Annotated in this window: 21 protein-coding genes and 1 tRNA gene; 15 read left to right on the forward strand and 7 right to left on the reverse strand. The window is 40.1% G+C overall.

All coding sequences use genetic code 11. From position 1 onward, the window contains the following. Window positions 1-3 precede the first annotated feature (3 nt). From xynR to L462_RS25425, 3 genes are all read right to left on the reverse strand, one after another. On the reverse strand, window positions 4-762 hold the full coding sequence (xynR, locus tag L462_RS01900; RefSeq protein ID WP_025205733.1) for a DNA-binding transcriptional repressor XynR: 759 nt from the start codon (window positions 760-762) through the stop codon (window positions 4-6). A 133-nt stretch (window positions 763-895) separates the two neighbouring features. Continuing rightward, window positions 896-1,900 (reverse strand): ornithine carbamoyltransferase, encoded by a 1,005-nt coding sequence (argF, locus tag L462_RS01895; RefSeq protein ID WP_032679528.1) that lies wholly within the window; start codon window positions 1,898-1,900, stop codon window positions 896-898. Beyond that, window positions 1,870-1,944: a putative translational regulatory protein ArgL gene (locus L462_RS25425; protein ID WP_223399268.1), complete on the reverse strand. Its 75-nt coding sequence runs from the start codon at window positions 1,942-1,944 to the stop codon at window positions 1,870-1,872. The genes argF and L462_RS25425 overlap by 31 nt, the downstream gene beginning before the upstream one ends. A gap of 120 nt (window positions 1,945-2,064) precedes the next feature. On the opposite strand from L462_RS25425, the gene rraB reads away from it, so the two are divergent. The 8 genes from rraB to L462_RS01855 all read left to right on the forward strand — a co-directional run bounded on the left by rraB (window position 2,065) and on the right by L462_RS01855 (window position 8,681). Then, window positions 2,065-2,490: a ribonuclease E inhibitor RraB gene (gene rraB, locus L462_RS01890; protein WP_014168417.1), complete on the forward strand. Its 426-nt coding sequence runs from the start codon at window positions 2,065-2,067 to the stop codon at window positions 2,488-2,490. 46 nt (window positions 2,491-2,536) lie between these two features. Further along, window positions 2,537-3,295: a tRNA isopentenyl-2-thiomethyl-A-37 hydroxylase MiaE gene (gene miaE, locus L462_RS01885; RefSeq protein WP_032679529.1), complete on the forward strand. Its 759-nt coding sequence runs from the start codon at window positions 2,537-2,539 to the stop codon at window positions 3,293-3,295. Window positions 3,296-3,325: 30 nt separating this feature from the next. Continuing rightward, complete coding sequence (locus L462_RS01880; protein WP_032679530.1) at window positions 3,326-4,054, forward strand: hypothetical protein; 729 nt, start codon at window positions 3,326-3,328, stop codon at window positions 4,052-4,054. A 104-nt stretch (window positions 4,055-4,158) separates the two neighbouring features. Further along, window positions 4,159-4,243 (forward strand) — tRNA-Leu (locus L462_RS01875). A gap of 189 nt (window positions 4,244-4,432) precedes the next feature. Further along, window positions 4,433-5,680 carry a tyrosine-type recombinase/integrase gene (locus L462_RS01870; protein ID WP_023302402.1) on the forward strand — a complete coding sequence of 416 codons (1,248 nt, stop codon included), beginning with the start codon at window positions 4,433-4,435 and terminating at the stop codon, window positions 5,678-5,680. 111 nt (window positions 5,681-5,791) lie between these two features. Next, the gene (locus tag L462_RS01865) at window positions 5,792-6,661 is read left to right on the forward strand and encodes a DUF6387 family protein (protein ID WP_032679531.1); all 870 of its coding nucleotides are present in this window, start codon (window positions 5,792-5,794) and stop codon (window positions 6,659-6,661) included. 162 nt (window positions 6,662-6,823) lie between these two features. Further along, window positions 6,824-7,678, forward strand: coding sequence for a sce7726 family protein (locus L462_RS01860; protein WP_032679532.1), 855 nt, complete (start codon window positions 6,824-6,826; stop codon window positions 7,676-7,678). A gap of 46 nt (window positions 7,679-7,724) precedes the next feature. Then, window positions 7,725-8,681, forward strand: a complete 957-nt coding sequence (locus tag L462_RS01855; protein ID WP_032679533.1) for a sce7725 family protein — start codon at window positions 7,725-7,727, stop codon at window positions 8,679-8,681. Between the two features lie 16 nt (window positions 8,682-8,697). On the opposite strand, the gene L462_RS01850 is transcribed toward L462_RS01855, so the two are convergent. After that, the gene (locus L462_RS01850; protein WP_029497377.1) at window positions 8,698-9,123 is read right to left on the reverse strand and encodes a hypothetical protein; all 426 of its coding nucleotides are present in this window, start codon (window positions 9,121-9,123) and stop codon (window positions 8,698-8,700) included. 422 nt (window positions 9,124-9,545) lie between these two features. Between L462_RS01850 and L462_RS01845 the strand changes: the two genes are divergently transcribed. From L462_RS01845 to L462_RS01820, 6 genes are all read left to right on the forward strand, one after another. Next, window positions 9,546-9,749 carry a helix-turn-helix transcriptional regulator gene (locus L462_RS01845; RefSeq protein WP_016190490.1) on the forward strand — a complete coding sequence of 68 codons (204 nt, stop codon included), beginning with the start codon at window positions 9,546-9,548 and terminating at the stop codon, window positions 9,747-9,749. A 382-nt stretch (window positions 9,750-10,131) separates the two neighbouring features. Further along, on the forward strand, window positions 10,132-11,337 hold the full coding sequence (locus tag L462_RS01840) for a site-specific integrase (RefSeq protein ID WP_032679534.1): 1,206 nt from the start codon (window positions 10,132-10,134) through the stop codon (window positions 11,335-11,337). Window position 11,338: 1 nt separating this feature from the next. Next, window positions 11,339-12,649, forward strand: a complete 1,311-nt coding sequence (locus L462_RS01835; RefSeq protein WP_032679535.1) for a site-specific integrase — start codon at window positions 11,339-11,341, stop codon at window positions 12,647-12,649. Further along, on the forward strand, window positions 12,649-14,280 hold the full coding sequence (locus tag L462_RS01830; RefSeq protein WP_032679536.1) for a DNA-binding protein: 1,632 nt from the start codon (window positions 12,649-12,651) through the stop codon (window positions 14,278-14,280). Before L462_RS01835 ends, L462_RS01830 begins: the two co-directional genes overlap by 1 nt. Beyond that, on the forward strand, window positions 14,281-14,679 hold the full coding sequence (locus L462_RS01825) for a hypothetical protein (RefSeq protein ID WP_032679537.1): 399 nt from the start codon (window positions 14,281-14,283) through the stop codon (window positions 14,677-14,679). It abuts the gene before it with no gap. 97 nt (window positions 14,680-14,776) lie between these two features. After that, the gene (locus L462_RS01820; protein WP_032679538.1) at window positions 14,777-15,190 is read left to right on the forward strand and encodes a hypothetical protein; all 414 of its coding nucleotides are present in this window, start codon (window positions 14,777-14,779) and stop codon (window positions 15,188-15,190) included. A gap of 58 nt (window positions 15,191-15,248) precedes the next feature. Here L462_RS01820 and L462_RS01815 read toward each other — a convergent pair whose 3' ends face one another. The 3 genes from L462_RS01815 to L462_RS01805 form a co-directional block, all read right to left on the reverse strand. Continuing rightward, complete coding sequence (locus tag L462_RS01815; RefSeq protein WP_032679539.1) at window positions 15,249-15,914, reverse strand: hypothetical protein; 666 nt, start codon at window positions 15,912-15,914, stop codon at window positions 15,249-15,251. Window positions 15,915-16,219: 305 nt separating this feature from the next. After that, window positions 16,220-17,536 (reverse strand): relaxase/mobilization nuclease domain-containing protein, encoded by a 1,317-nt coding sequence (locus L462_RS01810; protein WP_032679540.1) that lies wholly within the window; start codon window positions 17,534-17,536, stop codon window positions 16,220-16,222. Beyond that, on the reverse strand, window positions 17,505-17,942 hold the full coding sequence (locus tag L462_RS01805; RefSeq protein ID WP_007705384.1) for a hypothetical protein: 438 nt from the start codon (window positions 17,940-17,942) through the stop codon (window positions 17,505-17,507). The genes L462_RS01810 and L462_RS01805 overlap by 32 nt, the downstream gene beginning before the upstream one ends. A 333-nt stretch (window positions 17,943-18,275) precedes the next feature. Here L462_RS01805 and L462_RS01800 point away from each other — a divergent pair, with 333 nt between their 5' ends. Continuing rightward, window positions 18,276-20,099, forward strand: coding sequence for an N-6 DNA methylase (locus L462_RS01800; protein WP_255358225.1), 1,824 nt, complete (start codon window positions 18,276-18,278; stop codon window positions 20,097-20,099). Window position 20,100: the final 1 nt, after the last annotated feature.

Genomic DNA, 20,100 nt, shown 5'->3' on the forward strand with positions numbered 1-20,100 from the left:
GGCTCAGGCCGGGTAACCCAGCGCGCGTGAGAGCTGGAGCCCGGCCTGCTGAAGCTGCTCGCGGAAGCTGGCCAGTTCGGCGTCATCCACCCGCGACGTCAGCGTCGACAGACTCAGGGCAGCAATCACGCGGGATTCATGGTTCCACACCGGTACCGCCACGCAGCGCACGCCCTGCTCGTTCTCTTCGCGGTCGAAGGCGTAACCCTGCTCGCGGGTCTTGGCGAGGGCCTCCAGCAACGCGTCGCGGGAGGCAAGGGTGGAAGGGGTATAGGTGGTGTACTGATAGCCCTCAAGCAGGGCGTTCAGCTCGGCCTCGCCAAGCCAGGCAATCAACACCTTGCCGATGGCGGTGGCGTGAACCGGCAGCCGACGACCAATGCGTGAATAGGCGATAGCCGCCAGCTTGCCTTCAATCTTCTCGATATAAACGCCTTCACGGCCGTCCAGGATCCCCAGATGGGTGGTCTGCCCGGTACGCTGCGACAGCTCCGTCAGCCAGCCTTTCGCCTTTTGACGAATATCGATTGAGCCCACCACAAAATGACCGCGCTCAACCAGCTTCATGCCGAGGCGATATTTACCGTTTTCCGGGTTCTGATCGATATAGCCGTGAAGCTGCAGGGTTTTCAGCAGCGAGTGGAGGGTACTTTTGCTCAGCCCCATCAGTTTGCTGATGTCGGTGATCTTAAGCTCGGTGGCCTGCTCGTTAAACAGGTCGAGGATCTGCAACGCACGTTCAACAGACTGAATAATCGGCATAATGCTGGTATGTCCACGCAGGAATTAAGGCGAAAACGTACCTTTTTCAGGCGGAAAAATCAATGAAGTGGCGCCGGTTTACGCCCTCTCCCGGTGGAAGAGGGCCGGGGTGAGGGCACAAGACCGCAGAGGATCACTCCCCAAGCGTCGCCACCATCACCGCCTTAATGGTATGCATCCGGTTTTCCGCCTGGTCAAACACAATGCTCGCCGCCGATTCAAACACCTCGTCCGTCACTTCCATCCCGCCGTGCAGATCGAACTCTTTTGCCATCTGCTTACCCAGCGTGGTCTGGTCGTCATGGAACGCCGGCAGACAGTGCAGGAACTTCACGTCCGGGTTACCGGTCAGCGCCATCATCTGCGCGTTCACCTGATACCCGCGCAGCAGGGCAATCCGCTCGGCCCACTTCTCTTTGGCCTCGCCCATCGACACCCACACATCGGTATAGATGAAGTCCGCCCCTTTCACGCCGGCCGCTACCTCTTCCGTCAGGGTGATCTTCCCGCCATTCTTCTCCGCCAGCGCGCTGCACTCCGCCACCAGGCGCTCTTCCGGCCAGCAGGCTTTCGGTGCCACCAGACGCAGATCCAGCCCGGTTAACGCTGCCGCTTCCAGCATTGAGTTACCCATGTTGTTACGCGCATCGCCCGCATAAACCAGCGTCATCTCGTTAAACGCTTTGCCCGGCAGGTGCTCCTGCATGGTCAGCAGGTCCGCCAGCAATTGCGTTGGGTGGAACTCGTTGGTCAGCCCGTTCCACACCGGCACGCCCGCATACTGCGCCAGCGTTTCGACCACGTCTTGGCCGTGACCGCGATACTGAATGCCATCGTACATCCGCCCGAGTACCCGCGCGGTGTCCTTAATTGATTCTTTATGCCCAATCTGGCTGCCGCTCGGCCCTAAATACGTGACGCGCGCGCCCTGGTCAAATGCGGCAACTTCGAAAGAGCATCGTGTACGGGTTGAGTCTTTTTCGAAGATGAGCGCGATGTTTTTGCCAGTAAGCTTTTGTACTTCCTTACCCTTTTTTTTATCGGCTTTAAGCTGAGCGGCAAGGGTCAGCAGGGAATTGAGCTGTGCAGGGGTAAAATCGAGCAATTTCAGAAAGTGTTTCTTGTACAGATCAGACATTTTATCCTCACATGGCAAACGCCACTTATTGAATTAAAATTCACTTTATATGTCTAATTATTCATTTGCAACCCCGTTTCACAAATCTTTCCAACAAAGGTGGAGGCAAACCCGTCCGTGTGTGAAAATAGAAGTATCTGCCGCACTTTAAAGAGGAATGAGCCATGGCAAACCCGGAACACCTGGAAGAGCAACGCGAAGAGACGCGCCTGATTATCGAAGAACTGCTGGAAGACGGTAGCGATCCGGACGCGCTGTACACCATCGAGCACCATTTCTCTGCTGACGATTTCGACGCGCTGGAAAAACTGGCGGTAGAAGCTTTCAAACTGGGTTACGAAGTGACCGAGCCGGAAGAGCTGGAAGTGGAAGAGGGCGACACCGTCATCTGCTGCGATATTCTGAGCGAAGGCGCGCTGAAAGCAGAACTGATCGACGCTCAGGTTGAACAGCTGATGAACCTGGCCGAGAAGTTTGAAGTGGAATACGACGGCTGGGGAACCTACTTCGAAGATCCGAACGGTGAAGACGGCGAAGAAGGCGACGACGAAGATTTCATCGACGAAGACGACGACGGCGTGCGTCACTAAGCGTTTCAGGCGGTGGCGCGCGCCACCGCTTTTTCAAGGCAGAACCATGGATTACCCGCAGATACTCGCCCCCGTTCTTACCTTCCTCCAGTGCCCGACCCCACCAGCATGGATTGATCACGCCCGCGACCCGGCGAACCTGCCGCTGCTGCTCACCGACCACATGGTGTGCGAGCTCAAGGCCGCCCAGACCGCGCTGCTGCTGGTGCGCAAATACGTCGCCGATGAAAGCGGTGCCGACGCGCTGCTCGACTGGCTCAGACCCTACGAAGCGTTCACCTTCCGCGAAGGCCCGGAACCGGATTTTGTGGCCCTGCACAAGCAGATTGGCAAAAGCGTCATGCCCAAAACCGACGATCCGTGGGGCCAGGCGCTTATCGACAGCATGGTGCTGCTGATCAAAGAAGAGCTGCACCACTTCTGGCAGGTGCGCGAGGCGATGCTGGCGCGCGACATTCCGTACGTCAAAATCACCGCCAGCCGCTACGCCAAAGGGATGCTGAAAGCGGTGCGCACGCACGAACCGCTGACGCTTATCGACAAGCTCATCTGCGGTGCCTACATCGAAGCCCGCTCCTGCGAGCGTTTCGCCGCGCTGGCCCCGTTCCTCGACGACGACCTGCAGAAGTTCTATCTGTCGCTGCTGCGCTCGGAAGCGCGCCACTATCAGGACTACCTGACGCTTGCCCAACAGGTGAGCGACGACGATATCTCACCGCGCATACAGCTTTTTGGCGAAATTGAAGCCACACTTATCTCGACACCGGACAATGAGTTTCGCTTTCACAGCGGCGTGCCGGTGTAAACCGGCATAGCGAAAAGAAAAGGATGCGAGATGAATAAAACGTGGATCCGTATAGTCGTGGTGACTCTCCTGGCCGCCGTCGTGGCGTTCTGGGTCTATTTCGACAAACAACGCCAGCACCCCCCCGAACAACAGCTTGATGCCACCCTCAACGCAATGCCCGCCTGGCAGGTGATTAAAGAGCAGGAGCCTGTGCTTCATCAGCGCATTCTTGACCAGATGGCGGCCCTGCAAAAAGCCGGCGAGCCGGAGCAGAAGATTATCGACACCATCCAGCCGCAGATCCTGCATCTGCAGATGTCGCGCCTGCAAAACGCGCCGGACGCTAACGTGGTGAACTATATGACGATCAACATGGAGCAGACCGCCGCCATTCAGAAGGTGAGCGACGACGCCTGTTTCCGCTTCCTCTACCCGGCGGTAAAAGGGGGCGTCAACCCGATGCGCATGCTGGATAAAGACCTGATGACGCGGCGCATGCAGGCCGACGCCGACATGATGCGCGCGGCCTACGGCAAAAATCGCCACACCGTGACCCCGGAAGAACGCGAAGCCGCGGTGACGGATGTCCGCCCGATTATGAAAACGCTGGCCGACAAGTACGGCGAGGACATCCAGCTGCTGCAGATGCCGGAGAAGGCGGTGGGCAAAGAGAAGCTCTCCTGCGACATGGTGCAGGAGATGTGGGCGAAGGTGCTGGCGCTGCCAGAGCAGAAGGCGGCAGGCGTGATTCGGCTGGCGGTTTCCGAGGTAGAATGACAGGGCGCTGGTTTTTTGGGCACTTAGCGTAGCTTTAGCGCGTCGCCGCTTGCATGGCGGCGCGCGACAGGTATAATCCACAACGTTTCCGCATCCCCTTCAGTGCCGAAGTGGCGAAATCGGTAGACGCAGTTGATTCAAAATCAACCGTAGAAATACGTGCCGGTTCGAGTCCGGCCTTCGGCACCATACAAAGTTTTTTTCAAGTCTACTAACGTCTACTTTAGTCCATAAAAACAGTAAGTTAAGCAGAGTTTTGGCTTTTCTTAGTCTGTCCACGTCTACTTACTTCTATCCACATATACCAACGAATGATGGTATAACTGGTGGTATCTTCGGTTCGATTGATTTTGATACCAACAGCGGAGGTATCAACTGATGGCACTCACTGATATCAAAGTTAGGACTACCAAGCCCTCCGACAAACCTTTCAAACTCACAGATGGGCAGGGTATGCACCTGCTGATCAACCCCAATGGTTCAAAATACTGGCGACTCCAATACCGTTTCGGGGGCAAACAGAAAGTTTTAGCATTGGGTGTTTATCCAGTGGTCTCTCTTGGTGAAGCCCGCAGGAAGCGAGATGAAGCCAAAAAGTTGGTATCTGATGGTATCGATCCTTCTGAGAAGAAAAAAGCAGATAAGATTGAGCAAAGCGAAGCCTTGACATTCGAGGCTGTCGCAAGGGACTGGCATACTGCCTGTAAAAGGAAATGGTCTGATTCCCACAGCGAGAGAGTTCTAAAAAGCATGGAAGATGGTCTCTTTACTACTATTGGTAAAAGAAAAATATCCGAGCTTAATACCAGAGATCTTCTTGCCCCTATCAAGGCTGTTGAAGCTTCCGGGCGACTGGAAGTTGCTTCCCGACTACAGCAAAGAACGACGGCAGTAATGCGATATGCTGTCCAGAACGGGCTGATAGATTACAACCCTGCTCAGGAGATGGCAGGAGCTATTGCTGTAGCCAAAAGAATCCACAGGCCAGCTTTGCCATTCGAACGATTTTCAGAACTCTTAGAACGAATTGATAACTTCAAAGGTAGGAAACTCACGAAGTTAGCCGTAAAGCTGACATTGCTCATTTTTATCCGTTCCAGTGAACTCCGATTCGCAAGATGGTCGGAGATCGACTTTGAAAATGCGATGTGGACTATCCCTGGAGAACGCGAGCCATTGCCAGGAGTCAAACATTCCCATCGAGGCTCAAAAATGAAGACCCCACACCTTGTGCCGTTAAGTCGTCAGGCCTTAGAACTTCTAAAAGCAATCAGAGAAATCAGCGGTGAATGCGATCTTGTATTCATTGGCGATCATGATTTCAGAAAACCTATGAGCGAAAACACAGTGAACAAGGCGCTCAGGTCGATGGGTTATGACACAACCGTTGAGGTATGTGGGCATGGTTTTAGAGCGATGGCTTGTAGTGCTTTGATCGAGTCAGGAAAGTGGTCGAGAGATGCTGTTGAGAGGCAGATGAGCCATCAGGAGCGGAACTCCGTTCGTGCCGCATACATTCATAAAGCTGAGCATTTGGACGAGCGTAGGTTGATGTTGCAGTGGTGGGCTGATTATCTTGATGAAACAACTAAGAGAAGAATTGCACCTTTCGATTTTAATAACTAACTGATTTTTATAAGTAAAATGGCGTATTCAATAACCAATTGAGACGCCATTTTTTTATTTGCGATTTATGTGCTATTACGAAGTAAAACTTTTTACAACGGAGTGGCATTAATGAAATCTTGGGTAAAAATGAATAGTTGGACATCAGAAGACACCAAAGCAGTGAAAACGTGGTTTGATTTGGACAAATATCGAGAGTTTGAAAACATTTCTATTAATATGCTTTACCATGAAATATGGGCGAGAACCTATTTTTTCAAACCAGTAATAGAAGAAGGAATGCATAAAACAGTATTGAAAAATTATATGCAGATATTAGAAGGTAATCCTTTTCTCATCAAAGAGAAAGACTTGAATTATATGGATGCTGAAAATAAACTTTATCAACCGCCATACTTTTTTATAACCACGGTAGATCGAATAGCTAATATCAGTTTTGCTTGTATGAAAAAGGCTTTATTCATAAGAGCCAATTCAGAACAATATAAGATTGATTCCACTATTGAGAACGAATACATATCCGAAAAAATCCCTGAACAGTTTCCTACTACAATTATGTTAGAAATCGATCTTGCGGCTGGAAATGATGATGAGATAGCAGAGGCACTGCGAATATCATTACCACAATGGCGAAAAGTTAAGGGTGTAAAACCTGCACCGCTTGATGCAGTAAGATTTGGTTATGGGACAATAAAAAAGTTAATGAGCTATAGAATAATACCAATGCTTGATTTACTTGCTTGGTCAGAAAGAAAAAAAGTGCTTCTGTCAGATGATAGAATATCACGATTGATTTATAGAGATGAAGATGACGATAAGGTAATTAGACAAGGGTATCATATTAGAGATGCAGACCGACCTTTAGCTATGAAAGTAGTAGAAAATGATTTTTTACGCCAATTCTACTTTTTTATAAATAAAAACAGACATATTAAAGAGATGAGCGTTTATGATGTAATGAAAATTACAGACACCGATTGATTATGTTGTAATGGTTGATAAATATATTTTAAGAAATATTTTACTGGAAATAGACTATTTTAATGCATTTGAAATGCAGTAACGATTATGCGAGATATGACAATTTTTTTCACGGTATGATTGTGCTATTATATAACAGTGAATATTATGATGGATTATCCAATGGCGCTAAGTATCGATAATATAAGAGTTTTTTCAAGGGTGTTCAGCCGCCCAGTTTTCGAGGCTTTAGCCAAGGGAAGAGAACCGTCTAATGTCTTGGATTTTGTGTCTTTCTCTGATGAAATGAAGCAGGATGGGCAACCATTACATACATTTTTTAGTGAATGTTATAAAGAGTTATCCAGGAATTATAGAAATGAGTATGTTTACAAAACAGAAGTAGCAAATCGAATAGTTTTTGGGAGGCATAGTCCCCGGACCTCATCATTATTAAGTGAGCTTCATGTCGGAAAGTCTATTGTTGATATTGCAATTTTTAACGGAACATCTACAGCGTATGAAATTAAAACGGAATATGACACCCCGCGTAGATTGCAAACTCAAACCCCAGATTATTTAAAAGCATTCGATAAAGTTTATGTGGTTACTCATCCAAATTTATCTGAAAAATATGCTGAGATTGTTCCAGATAAAGTTGGTGTTATTGCATTAAATAATAGAGGTAGCCTTAAGATAGTTAAAAATGCTGAGTCAAACTTAGCTAATGTTGATATATTATATATTTTTCGTATGCTGAAAAGAAGTGAATACCTTCCAGCAATAGAAAAATTCATTGGCGAGAAGATCAATTTACCCAACGGGCTTATTTATGCATTCTGCGAGGATATATTTAAAAAAATTCCTCAGGATTTAGCTCACAATATTTACATTAATGCAATGAGAGGCAGAACGACAAGTGATGATATTGTAAGCTTTGTTAATTGCCTTCCTAGTTGCCTTCGTGTGTTGGGAATGTCATCTGCTTTATCAAGTGTTCAACGTAAAAAGATCCTCACGGTTTTGGGGATAGTGTAGAGATGCTTAACTTTATGTGATCATTGTTCTCTCTGGAGGGAGTCATATGTATAGTCCATATCTATATGGTCGTGGTTCTGAGCTGTTAGCGCTAAGAGAATTGGCAGCAAGTTGTACTAATGCTGAGTTGTTTATACCGATAATTGAACCTGTGCTAACCAAAACCGATAAACTTATACGTTGTTTAGAGATACTTTCAGAGAAAAACAAGAGGGTCATGTTAGTCATCAATCCAAAACAACATGAGTTTAGTAAAGATATAGAGGCTCGAAGAAAATTTGTAGCAACGATTAAAAATAATTTAGATAAATGTAAAACGCTTATCCCCACCCTTATAGTTGACTCAAGTGTAGCAATTGAAACCCTTAATGGTTTCTTAAAAGCATTTGAAGGTTCAAATGTTGCTTTAATATACAACAAGCCAAGTATTAGCGATGTGGAATTTTCCAATTTAACAAAATTAAAATTTATTGAATTTCATATCACTATTGATGGTAATGTTACCGATTTTCAATTTAATGAAATCCCTAAAAATAAACTTATTGAAGTGAAAGATAACTTCGTCAAATTAGATAAGAATGCAGATTACTCTGGTCAAGAAGTTTTCACGGATAAACATAAAAAAATTGGTAAAACAGTATTAGGTATCGGTGATTTCACTATAGTCGGGAAAAAACTTGAGATTGGTGGTGGCAAGGCTGGTGCCGTTGCATCTCATTTAATTTATAAACATCCTGCAAGCGGTGATATATGGATAGAACATTTTGTTTCGAATGACACTGATAGAGACATTGGCGACGTAGCGTCAAAATTCTTACAAATGACAGATAAAATTGAAAAGGAAGTTAGAACAAGGGCCACAGAGTACGGCTCTAATAAAGCATTAGAAAAATATAACGAGCATTATAAAAGCAGAACGTTTCCCGGTTTGGGGAAAAATAAAGAATACCAGATTAGACACCACATACAGCACATAATTGATGTAATATCAGGAAAAATCTGACAGTAAAGAGGCTATTCTATAGCCTCTTTTTAGTTTTGTTTAGAGCTTTTTTGTTATGAATTTTGGATTCGATTATATTTTTTTCTCTTTTAGCAGTGTGTATGTTATTTAATGTAATGGATTTTTTTGTCAGATCTTGATAGTTCTCTGTGAATATATTTTCAGATATAGCAAATGAATTATCTTCCTGTTTTGTTAATATTTCTTTGCCGAGCATATAACTAATTAAAGAGGTTATTTCATCTGGTATTATCGTTGTTCGTTCAATTATATCATCAAATAGAAGTTGTAAGAAATCAAGATATTCTCTTGGCGTTAGATTACATAGGTATTTATCATAGAATTCATAACTACCAAGTTTGATTAATTCACTTCTGAAAAGATGTTCATTACTATAATAATACACTCTAACGTGGTCTATGTTCCCTTTTATATCAATCATTTTTGGGTCCTTAATAATTATTGTTATAATAAAATAACATGTCAAAACTATTATGCAATAGAATTAAGAAGGTTTTTATTATAAAAATAGATTTTTCAATCTAACTCCTTATTGAAGAAAAAACATAATTAGAGGCTGTCTTAATACGCAATTGAACAGATAGTTATCTTCTCTAAGCTCAAATCTAGTGAGTAAAGGTTTTCGATCTTGTTAAAATTTAGGTGAATGAAAGAACTGTTTTCTACCTGTAGCCTATTGATGTGAGGGTTTCGGATGTTATGAAACTCTCAGATTCTGAGTGATATGAATCTCCAGAAACTCATAGTTTCGAACCAGGGATGGCTCTGGTGTTCGTAATCTCGCTTCATCCATTCGAAATTCATTTGTACTGTATCCCTGTAGAAACAACAGAGGACATACATATGGAAAATCAAGCTCGTCTCATCCGTTTACCAGAAGTCATGAAGAAAACTGGATTTGGTAAAGCGTGGATCTATCGTCTTATCAGCCAAAATAGGTTTCCACAGCCAGTAAAGATCGGTGTTCGTGCTACCGCTTTTGTCGAAAGCGAAATCGATGAATGGATTCAATTAATTATCGAAAATTCAAGAAAGCATGTCGCTTAACAAAAATGCTGCTTCATCGATTTTTAACTTTTGATAATGCATTAAGAAAAAGAAATTTACAGATGTTGTGAGTTTACGTATTGGGTTTGAAAACAACGAGGCTTTGTAAAGTTTGCATCTGAAAAAAAGAATATATTTGACGTAATTCTTTACCTTTTTTCTGGCAGAGCTTTTGCTATAAGACTTAGAGATGGTTTTCTTAATATCGGGTATGGATACCTTTTACTAGCCGTACCTGTTTATTTGACGTCAAATAAATTTTTCCAAGCCATTAATATATATACCAAATAAACTAAAGTCATTGTAAAAAATTTGAATTATTTTGAATTGGAATATATTTAATAAGTGAGAGTGATATTAATTTGTAAAGAATGAGGTCAAAATGGGATATAAAGTAAAGAAATTCATCATGAGTAATGGGGAGCGAGGATGCCTGATCCTTGATAAAAATAGTAATTTACCAGCTTACTATCAAAATCTATTTCTTACTACAGACATAAGAAATAGAGGCGCAACCGCCTCAACTATGGAAATAGTTGCAACTAACTTACTAATTTTTAGTAATTTCTTAGATAGTAGGAAAATTAATATAGTTGATAGAATTGAGCTTAAAAAGTATCTCAGCGTTGCAGAAATAGATGATCTGGTAAGATATGCGAAACAAAGATTCGACAGACAAAAAATTATAAATATAAAATCAGCAAGTAATAGGTTTATTGCGAAGAGAACCTTTAGTTATAGAATACACGTTTTTTCACGCTACCTTAAGTGGTTATGTGGATTAGTTCATTCGTCAAAGGGGATTCATGCAAAGTATGAAGTAGACGTATTTATTGAAAGTATCAGAGCACATATTCCAAGAAACAGTTCATTGAATATGAATGAAATATCTGAAAAATCGTTAAATGAAGAAGAGATCAAAGTGCTTTTCCGTCTATTGGAAATTGGCGGGATTGAAAACCCTTTCCATAAGGAAGTACAGGTCAGGAACAGACTAATATTTACCTTGCTCTTAAATTTAGGTTTAAGGGCTGGAGAGTTGCTCAATCTTAAAATAGATGATTTTGATCTCAGAGACAACACTTTGAGTGTAGTCAGAAGACATGATTCAAAAGAAGATGGAAGATCTTATCAACCATTAGTAAAGACTGGAGAAAGGGTTATTCCGTTATCTGATGAGTTAGCCTGTGAAATTTTTGATTACATAAGCAATAGCAGAGAAAAAATGACAAAAAGGAAAAAGCATAATTTCTTATTGGTGGCTCATTGCACCGGAAAAAACGCAGGAGAACCCTTAAGCATTTCAGCTTATGAGAAGGTGATATCAACACTGAAACGAGCAAGTCCAGAGCTATATAATCTTTCAGGCCATAGGTTAAGGCACTCTTGGAATTATATGTATTCTAAAGGAATAGAAGGTGCTGAATTAGAATATAGTAGAAGGAAAGATTTAAGGAATTATCTAATGGGTTGGTCAAAGGAGTCAATAATGTGTGATAGATACAACTATAAATATATATCGCAACAAGAGAAGAATGTCGTCCTAAAGATCTATAAATCAGTAATTAAAATAATTAGTGGAGTTTAGTATGGAAAACAAATGTATTGAAAGTGAGCAAATCTTTTTTGCTAAGATGAATAGGTATAGTTTCAAACTGTCAGATAAGAAATGGCAACTGGATAAAGAAAACTGCGTATACCCTCATAAAGTTGTAGATAGAATGCCTACAAAAATGAAACTTAGCTACTTAAAAACATTGGCTTACTATGCGTCTGAATATAGTTCTTCCTATATTCAAAGCATTAACAATCTATTTTATAAGTGGTTTGGTGCGATGACTATCGATACTATTGATGACAAAGCCATATATCAATTGAATGTTTATTTAGGTTCAGCGAGAAACTACAAGCTAAACATAGTTAAGGCCTTCATCACTAAATGGAAAAAACTCAATTACCCTGGAGTAGAAGCGACAGCCCTTAGAATGTTGGAGAAAATAAAAATCATTCCAAACCAAACAGGAGAGGCAGTTAAAAGACGAGATCCAAATAAAGGACCTTTAACTGAAACGGAACTAAATTATATCCTTAACTCTGTTAGCAAATTTTATCTTCAGAAGAAAATTCAACCCTTTTTATATTGTTATATTCTTCTGTTGGCAATAACAGGAAGAAGGCCATTACAATTAATCTCTCTAAAAGCTAAGGATCTCATTAAAAATGAGAAAGGGTATTTTTTAAATGTACCAAAAGTAAAACAAAGGAAATCATTCAGAAATGAATTTAACATGGTAATGATAGAAAAGTTCTTATATGACAGCTTATCAATGCTAATTAATGAAAATCAGGTGTTTGTAGAAGATAAATTTAGTGTTGGGATTAATAACTATAGAGGCGAATTGCCAATCTTCATGGATTTAGACAAGATTACGGAAATAAAAAGAATTGAGGGTTTTCTATCTGATTTAACAACAGATTTTTTCCATATGAAAAATTCAGTCATGTCAAAGCTATTAAAACGCTTTCCTTCAAAATTCGATGTTAGATCAGAAAGGACTAACAGCTATATAGAGCTTAATGCCAGAAGATTCAGATATACATTAGGGAGTCGACTGGCTAATGAAGGAGCCTCAATTGAGGTGATTGCTAAAGCGTTAGATCATAAATCAGCAAACTCTTCTATGATTTATATAAAAAATAATCCTGACAGTGTTTATGATATCGATAAGAAACTAAGTGCATTTTTTAACCCCTTATCTAATATACTTATGGGCGTAGAGATTGAAGAAAACAAGAACTTTTTTATCAAGTATGTTTTAGATTCATTTTTATTATTAGAAGATACGAAAGAGGAATTTAAATGTTTATCTTGTAAAAAATTCAACCCCTGGAGAACATAATGAATAATATATTTATTTTTGAACCAAGTAATAAAAACAACCCACACTATAATGTTATTAAGTTCATCGAGTTTTGTAAGGATACCTTTTCTAATAATAATTTAACAACTTCCTGGGAAAGCAATAAATGGAAAGGTTTATATAGATTTACTAAGTTTAACTTAAAAAACAACCTCAGCAGCAAGGAACGCTTAGATGATAGTTTTATTAATTTTGCTAAAGCATATATGTTGCATGTGCATTCATTTAATAAATCTAAAACGAAACACTCAACATTATCAATGTTGAAGATTGTAGAATTCGTTTTACTGAAAATCAATATGGAGGCTAATGTAAGCTATTGCAACAATTCAGTTTTTGATGAATGCATAAGAATAGCCTCTGAAAAGTATTCTAAAGCACACGCATTTGCTATTGGAAAAGAACTTGAGAAATTGAGTTCTTTTTTAAGTGATAATAGGATGATTAACTCATCTTATTTATTTTGGGTAAATCCAATTAGGTATAGGATTACTCAGTCTTGGACTGGTTATGATTCTTCACTTGAAGGCCATCCTAGATTGCCTGATATCAAATCAGTTATTGCGATTGCTGAGATTTTTTCAAAGCGGGATGAACAATTATCTTCAAGAGATATATTTACTACATCTGTGCTTGCTTTACTTATGTGCGCACCGAGTAGGATATCAGAAATTTTAGCTTTGCCAGCGGATTGTGAAATTACAGAATGTGATGGAAAGGGCATTCAAAGATACGGTTTGAGATTTTTTTCAGCAAAAGGGTATGAAGGTAATATAAAATGGATTCCAACTCTAATGATACCTGTAGCTAAAAAGGCAATTAGCAGATTAAAAAAATTATCAAGTCAAGCGAGGTTATTGGCTGCTGAAATTCAAAAAAATCACTCTAACTCAACGATGGGAACCCTTAAAGAGAATATACCTCAAGATTTCCCTTGGTATGATAGAGAGAAGAAAATTGAATATTCTAATGCGCTTTGCTTGTTAACTGAAGGACAGTTAAATCAAAACAAAAAGAAAATGTTAGATAAGTTATTCAGACCTACAATGAGTTTTTTTAAAACTGACATTGTTGATTCTGATTATATAAAAGGACAATTTAATATCTTTAAAAGACATGGTTATATAAATGAAGATGGTAGCCCATATTTGCTGAGAACACATCAACTGAGGCATCTTCTCAACACATTTGCTCAAATAAATGGTATGGATGAATTTAGTATTGCTCGCTGGTCTGGACGTAAGCTAATTTCTCAAAATGTCTCTTATGACCACAGATCGCATCTTCAAATGTCTAAAGAAATAAGAGAGCAAAAGTTATCAGTGTGTGTTAATGAACACAGAAAAAAGGATATTCCAGTGGTGGATCTTAACGAGTTTGATTCACTTAGTAGTGGTGCGGTACTTGTATCAAAACATGGCTACTGCAAGCACTCATATGCGTTTAAGCCGTGTGAACATTATCCGATTGAGGATTCTGATTTAGATAACGAAACGATTTCAAACATTCACGATAAAATTTTAAAAAGAACACTGTATGATAAAAATGATGGGAACATTAATGCTGATAGATGGTATGAATTCCATAAGAGAATAAAAAAAGGAGAATAAATGGCTAAACATATAAATGGTTATCATGAGAAGAAGATTGTAGATGTTATTAACACATGGTCTATAGATGAAAAACTAACTTGGGATGCTTTGTGCGACAGGTTAGTAAGGATTATTGGGAAAAGACCATCAAGACAATCCTTAAGTAGTCATTTAAGGATTGCAGAAAGCTTCAGTGTGAAAAAAGCCACTATCAAATCTGGTGCAATACACACTGTAAAACCTGCTAATTTAAAAGTGGCTTCTCAACGAATTAGAAGACTTGAAGCAGAAAATGAAGCTTTGAAGGCACTAAATGAACGCTATTTAGAGCAGTTCAAAGTATGGCTTTATAATGCTCATCTTAAACAAATAACGATTGAAGAACTTAATCATCCGTTACCTACAAAATACCTTTAATAGAATTGATAGGTTTTAGCTATTGACATGATAAAAAATTATGTTATTTATTTTGTTGTCAGGACGACAAAATTTCACTATTGCAAGGATGCATATTATGGATAAAACAAATATTAACTTAATGGAAAGGTATCTACTTCTGCTTGATCGATTCGTTGATAAACTCGCTGAGTCAGGTTTCTCAGAGCAACGAATTATAGAACAATCTTATCTTTTTTGTGCAGGATTTTATATCAAATACCAAAGTGGTATCGAAAAAATGACCTTCTCCAACAGGGAGGTTGTTTTAACCTTTCTGCTACTTTCATATTATAGTCATATAAATAAACTGGATGATGATTTGATCAACAAAGAGCGTATGAAGCATGTATGTTCTTCATTGATTAACTTTATAGTCAGTAATGGTAGCCGAACAGAGAAAGTCTATGCTAATGAGAAAAGGAAATATGAGGCTTCGACCCTAAAAAGATCGTTATCCATCAAAGAGAAGAAAAGAAAATATGGATTGTGATTATTTTAAAAGCCCGTAGTAGGGATCTACGGGCTAACTCTTTGTTGCTTATTATTTTTTATTTCTTTACTAAATTGATAAGATTTGTGATTTCATGATCAAATCTAGCGCTTCTTCTTTTAATCCATTTGATACAAACGAAGCTTCCGATCCTTGATAGGAAATATGTGAGCCACATATACTTATGCTCATCCCACACATATCCATCTTTAAAGCCCCAAGGCAATGTGAGAAATGAAATAAGTGCAGCAGCACAAAGTAAAATGAAAACAATAGTGAATAGTTTCGAAACAGGCATTGCTCTGTAATACGATGCTGTAGAAGCATTATGGAACAGCATTGTCAGAAAAGCGGGGATGACAACTTTTTTCCTGTTTAAGTTTACTTCATGTTCTCCCGTGTTCTTATTAACGATAAGTGCATCTTTATACTCGTTATACGAACCATCCTCACTATATTGGCGAAGCTCGTATTTATAAATAGTGTGTGAACTTCTGAAGGGGATACCATAGTCGGAAATCTGCTTCTCATCCCCAGCGTCGGTTTTTACCCAGATCTGATTATTGCTTGGGTTGGAATTAATGACAGTGCCAGAGAAAGTCTTAACAAACGTGTAAGTTTCGCCAAACAGATCAAATTTTGGGGCTGTAATCTCTGCTTTCCGACGATCAGAAAGACCAACGTTGACTTCTTCATTGCGGCGTTTCGTGGTGGAGATGCTCATACAAGTTCCTTTGTGTTAGATGTTAAATTCATATTCGATGTATGAAGAAATCAGGGACTACTGATGAGATGGTATCTGCCATTTCAAAACCTGCATGTTAGTTGAATACGTAAATAGGCTAGTTAAATCAGTCTGTTATATTTTTTGGTGTGAAATCACATTTTGACTGGGTTTACAGGAAAGGCAAATCACTTGTACCGATCGATTAAAGATTAATGATAGATATTGGCTATCAGCTCTAGATTATCGATCGGTGCAAACGATCAAATCATTGGTCTATACCTATCAAAAAAGGCTTGCCAGCCCTACATTGAAAGCGAAGCTCTGTACGATTTATGTGGTGTTTCAATGGCAGTTTTGTGGGGTGATGATGTTATCTCTATCATTCTCACGCCAGTGATGGTTTTGTGTTTTCGAGGACGTTTGAGGGTTGGGATTTTGAGGTTTTTCAACATACGATAAATTACATCTAGGTAGGGGATGTATTCCAACCACCTGAACGCTGACACTGCATCGCTTCGCGCGGGCGCTACTTTTAACGCTTCGGTTGCAAACGCTTCTTGAGCACCAGCACCTGCTTCTAAGTGAATCGGTTTGACTGAAGCGTTAGTGTATTCGTCCTGACCAGCACTGTTATCATGGATAAGCGCTGCTATGGGGCTGTTAGCTTCCGTTGTTGTGATTTCATGTGGATGTGTTGCTATGGCACTTTCAGGCGCTTCGCTAACCGATGCCTTACTGACTGAGGGCATTTTCAATGCAAACAGGAAAGCATTGTCGCGTTCCGGCTGGTAATCTAGCCTGTTTTGTAAGGCAGACCAGGAATAACCTTTACCTAACTGCGAAGCTTTGAAAGCAATCCCCTGATATTCGAATGAAAACCCATTCATTTTCCCTGTTGAGGCAATATTCGGAAGCGCTTTGATATTGTTGGCGGCAAGCTGCATCACAAAATCAGTGGTGGATGGTTTATCGACAAGCAATGCTTCCAGGGCTTCCTGAATAACCGATTTGGGTGATAGCTCTCCTTTATACTTCTCCATCATCGCTTCGTTACGCGATAGCTTTTTAGGCTTCGGTATCGCGATTATCGGTTTTTGGGGCGGGGATTTTCTGGATAGCGAAGCTGGGGATGGTGATGCTACCGATTCTGGCCCTTTGGTTTTGGTCAGATGGTGATCTATTTCTAACTGTTGGATGATACGGGTGCTGATGAGGTTTTCATTTTTGCCCAAGTAAAGACTTCTATTGGATAGGTCTATACGACTGGCAATAATGTGGATGTGCTGGCCGGCCGCATCATCATGAAGGACATAAGCTCGTAGATGCGTTTCAGAGAAGCCCATTCGGGACATGTAATCATCAGCAATCCCTGACCACTGAGCATCTGTCAGCGCTTCGTTTTTCGGCAAGCGAAGCGAATTGTGCCAGACTGGTTTAGCAACATCCGTGCGAAGCATTTTAGTCGCATTGAATTCTGCAATCAACTCTCCGACATCGCTTCCATCCATGTTCCCGCCAATTACTATCGGATCTTTTTTATGATGAGAAGCTGGTTTTAATGCGTAAAGCACGACCCCTGCGAAGCTCTTACCCCTGCGGATTTTTTGCATTCCCTTCATGGGAAGCTCTCCACAGGTCAGCGGTAATTAAATGCAAGCGAAGCTCTGAGACCTGACGCTTTACGGCGAAGAGTTCAGTTTGCGTCAGAGAGCTTTCATAGCTCTTGCTATCAAGATGAGCCACGAGCTTGTTTAGCTTCTGCGAAATCTCACCAAGGGTTTTCCAGGCTTCAAAATTGATGGCTGGAACGACAGCAGGAAGTTTATTAAGTAAAGATAAGCGAAGCCACTCGCCTTTACGATGACGGCCACGTCTCTCATTGAGAAGCGTTAGCTCTTCATCATTTAATCTGACACTGATGCAATGAGAACGAAGCTGGTTGTGTGAGAGCTTCGCTTCGCTAACGCTTCCATTACGGGAATGCTTACTTACAACGATCTTATTAAAAGTATTACTTTCGACCATATGAACTCCTTTTCATATAATTAAATAAAAGCATATTCCTTATGCTTAATTTATTTATATGATAGATGCGAATAATGTCAATGTAGTGTCTTGATTTTGCTTTTAATTTTTTTTCAACCGAAGGGCGGAAAAAACAAGGGGAACTCGAAGAAGCAGCGTAGCGCTTCGATGAGTTAGCCCTTGCTTTTTCATTTCGGAATATTGAGTGGAACTTTTAGTAGTGATATGAGAAACTATAGTAGTTGTCATTAATGACATAAATTAAAATTACTTATTTTTCATAGTGATGGGTGGTTAGTGATGGGTGGTGAGACAAAAAAAATACAGGTGTCTGTGACTCTTCCCCATAAGTTAGTTGTAGAGTTAGATAGGACTGGTGAGGGGCAGAGCCGTTCAGAGCTAATCCGAGAACTGCTGGAGAAGTCAATCAAAGATGCTGACAAGAAGAAGAAAAATGGTGTAGTTTACACACCACAGTATTTAGCAGATTATGTTGCTGAGAAAATTATAAGTTATTCAGATCTATTCAAGGATAAGCAAAATAGCGAAACCATTCAAGTTCTAGATCCAGCATGTGGAGATGGAATATTATTAAAAGCACTTGAATGTAGACTAAAAAAAATAAATATAACAAATGTGAAATTCACTGGGGTTGACATTGATAAAAATGCCTTAATTAAAGCAAGAAAGCCGTTTGGTGATGATTTTTTTGGTGTTAATACTAATGCTTTATGTCCATATAATAATGACAGAATAAATGGTTGGGATTTATTGAAAAATAAATTCAATAATGAACGAGGATATGATTTTATTATAGCTAACCCACCTTGGGGGGCTGATACATCAAGCTATAAAAATTTAGTTAATAATAATAATTATGAATTATTAAGTGGACAATATGACACCTCAGATCTATTTGTTGAATTATGTGTTTCATTATTGAGTGATTCAGGAATTGCTGGTTTTATTATTCCTGATTCATTATTTTCACATGACAGATTTTTGTTAAGAAAACATTTGCTCAAAAATACCGAAATTTTGTTTATTGGCAGATTTGGTGAGAAGATATTTAAAGATGTTAATCGTGCATGTGCTATTCTAATATTTAGAAAAAAGACTTCTTCTACTTTTGAGGATTACGAAATTGACTGTTTTCGTCTTCCAGTTGAAGAGAGAAATAATATAATAAATGGAACTGAAGTTCTTAGCCAAGTTGAACTAAAATATAGACATAAGGTGTTGTATTCTCGCTTTAAAAAGGATTCAAAGCATCTTTTTAATTTAGACATTGATTCTACATTGCAAAGCACATATGAGTGTATTTCATCTCACGACCACAAATTTGGAGATTATCTTTGTAATCATCGTGGGGTTGAATTATCAAAAAAAGGGAAGATCGTACAATGCCAATTTTGCAGTTCTTGGAGTCCAGCATCAAAAAATGAAATTATAAAATGTAAAAATTGTGGTGAAAAATTAGTAACAAAAAACACAAATGAAAAAGTCATAATTCACAAAGGTTATAACTATAATTGTAATCCTCTGATTGTTGGTGAGGATATTAACCGTTATAAAATAGATTATAATTTATGGATTGATACTTCAAATACTGGTATAAACTATAAAAACCCAGCGATATATGAAGGGGAGAAAATTGTAGTTAGAAAAACTGGTATAGGCGTATCTGCTTCGATTGATTATACCTCTAGTTATACAAATCAAGTGGTGTATATTTTCAAACTGAGATCAGATTTCTTAGGTAAAATTCCACTGGAGTTTCTTTTAGCAATTCTGAATTCAAGGGCTATTTTCTTTTTTGTCTCAATGTCTAATGGTGAAATAGAATGGAAAAGCCACCCTTACCTGACTCAGCAGCAGATTATTAATATACCAATTCCTAACCTTTTGAAGATACCTAATAACGATCTTAAAATTATAAATAAGTTGTCCAAAAGGTTAAGAGTCTTTCTAGAGAAGAGTGAAAAAGTACCATACGATTTAGATGCTGAGTTGGAGCGTATGGTTGCTAAAATATATGGTTTGGATCAAGCACACTATGATGCTATTTTTAAAGTTCTGGACAAAGCACAAGAATTGATAGCAGTTAAAGCGTTGAAAAATATCAAAATCTCTGACATTTTTGTATCAAAGGCATAAT

Origin of the sequence: Enterobacter sp. BIDMC 26, assembly GCF_000534435.1 — a bacterium.
Classification (GTDB): domain Bacteria; phylum Pseudomonadota; class Gammaproteobacteria; order Enterobacterales; family Enterobacteriaceae; genus Enterobacter; species Enterobacter ludwigii.

What these genes read in the sequence shown, in the direction of transcription:
- argF (WP_032679528.1), bottom strand. Translation starts at nt 1,900, where the DNA reads ATGTCTGATCTGTACAAGAAACACTTTCTGAAATTGCTCGATTTTACC.
- xynR (WP_025205733.1), bottom strand. Translation starts at nt 762, where the DNA reads ATGCCGATTATTCAGTCTGTTGAACGTGCGTTGCAGATCCTCGACCTG.
- L462_RS01820 (WP_032679538.1), top strand. Translation starts at nt 14,777, where the DNA reads ATGGATAAAACAAATATTAACTTAATGGAAAGGTATCTACTTCTGCTT.
- L462_RS01860 (WP_032679532.1), top strand. Translation starts at nt 6,824, where the DNA reads ATGGCGCTAAGTATCGATAATATAAGAGTTTTTTCAAGGGTGTTCAGC.
- rraB (WP_014168417.1), top strand. Translation starts at nt 2,065, where the DNA reads ATGGCAAACCCGGAACACCTGGAAGAGCAACGCGAAGAGACGCGCCTG.
- L462_RS01840 (WP_032679534.1), top strand. Translation starts at nt 10,132, where the DNA reads ATGGGATATAAAGTAAAGAAATTCATCATGAGTAATGGGGAGCGAGGA.
- L462_RS01850 (WP_029497377.1), bottom strand. Translation starts at nt 9,123, where the DNA reads ATGATTGATATAAAAGGGAACATAGACCACGTTAGAGTGTATTATTAT.
- L462_RS01825 (WP_032679537.1), top strand. Translation starts at nt 14,281, where the DNA reads ATGGCTAAACATATAAATGGTTATCATGAGAAGAAGATTGTAGATGTT.
- L462_RS01880 (WP_032679530.1), top strand. Translation starts at nt 3,326, where the DNA reads ATGAATAAAACGTGGATCCGTATAGTCGTGGTGACTCTCCTGGCCGCC.
- miaE (WP_032679529.1), top strand. Translation starts at nt 2,537, where the DNA reads ATGGATTACCCGCAGATACTCGCCCCCGTTCTTACCTTCCTCCAGTGC.
- L462_RS01855 (WP_032679533.1), top strand. Translation starts at nt 7,725, where the DNA reads ATGTATAGTCCATATCTATATGGTCGTGGTTCTGAGCTGTTAGCGCTA.
- L462_RS01805 (WP_007705384.1), bottom strand. Translation starts at nt 17,942, where the DNA reads ATGGTCGAAAGTAATACTTTTAATAAGATCGTTGTAAGTAAGCATTCC.
- L462_RS01830 (WP_032679536.1), top strand. Translation starts at nt 12,649, where the DNA reads ATGAATAATATATTTATTTTTGAACCAAGTAATAAAAACAACCCACAC.
- L462_RS01870 (WP_023302402.1), top strand. Translation starts at nt 4,433, where the DNA reads ATGGCACTCACTGATATCAAAGTTAGGACTACCAAGCCCTCCGACAAA.
- L462_RS01815 (WP_032679539.1), bottom strand. Translation starts at nt 15,914, where the DNA reads ATGAGCATCTCCACCACGAAACGCCGCAATGAAGAAGTCAACGTTGGT.
- L462_RS01865 (WP_032679531.1), top strand. Translation starts at nt 5,792, where the DNA reads ATGAAATCTTGGGTAAAAATGAATAGTTGGACATCAGAAGACACCAAA.
- L462_RS01835 (WP_032679535.1), top strand. Translation starts at nt 11,339, where the DNA reads ATGGAAAACAAATGTATTGAAAGTGAGCAAATCTTTTTTGCTAAGATG.
- L462_RS01810 (WP_032679540.1), bottom strand. Translation starts at nt 17,536, where the DNA reads ATGAAGGGAATGCAAAAAATCCGCAGGGGTAAGAGCTTCGCAGGGGTC.
- L462_RS01845 (WP_016190490.1), top strand. Translation starts at nt 9,546, where the DNA reads ATGGAAAATCAAGCTCGTCTCATCCGTTTACCAGAAGTCATGAAGAAA.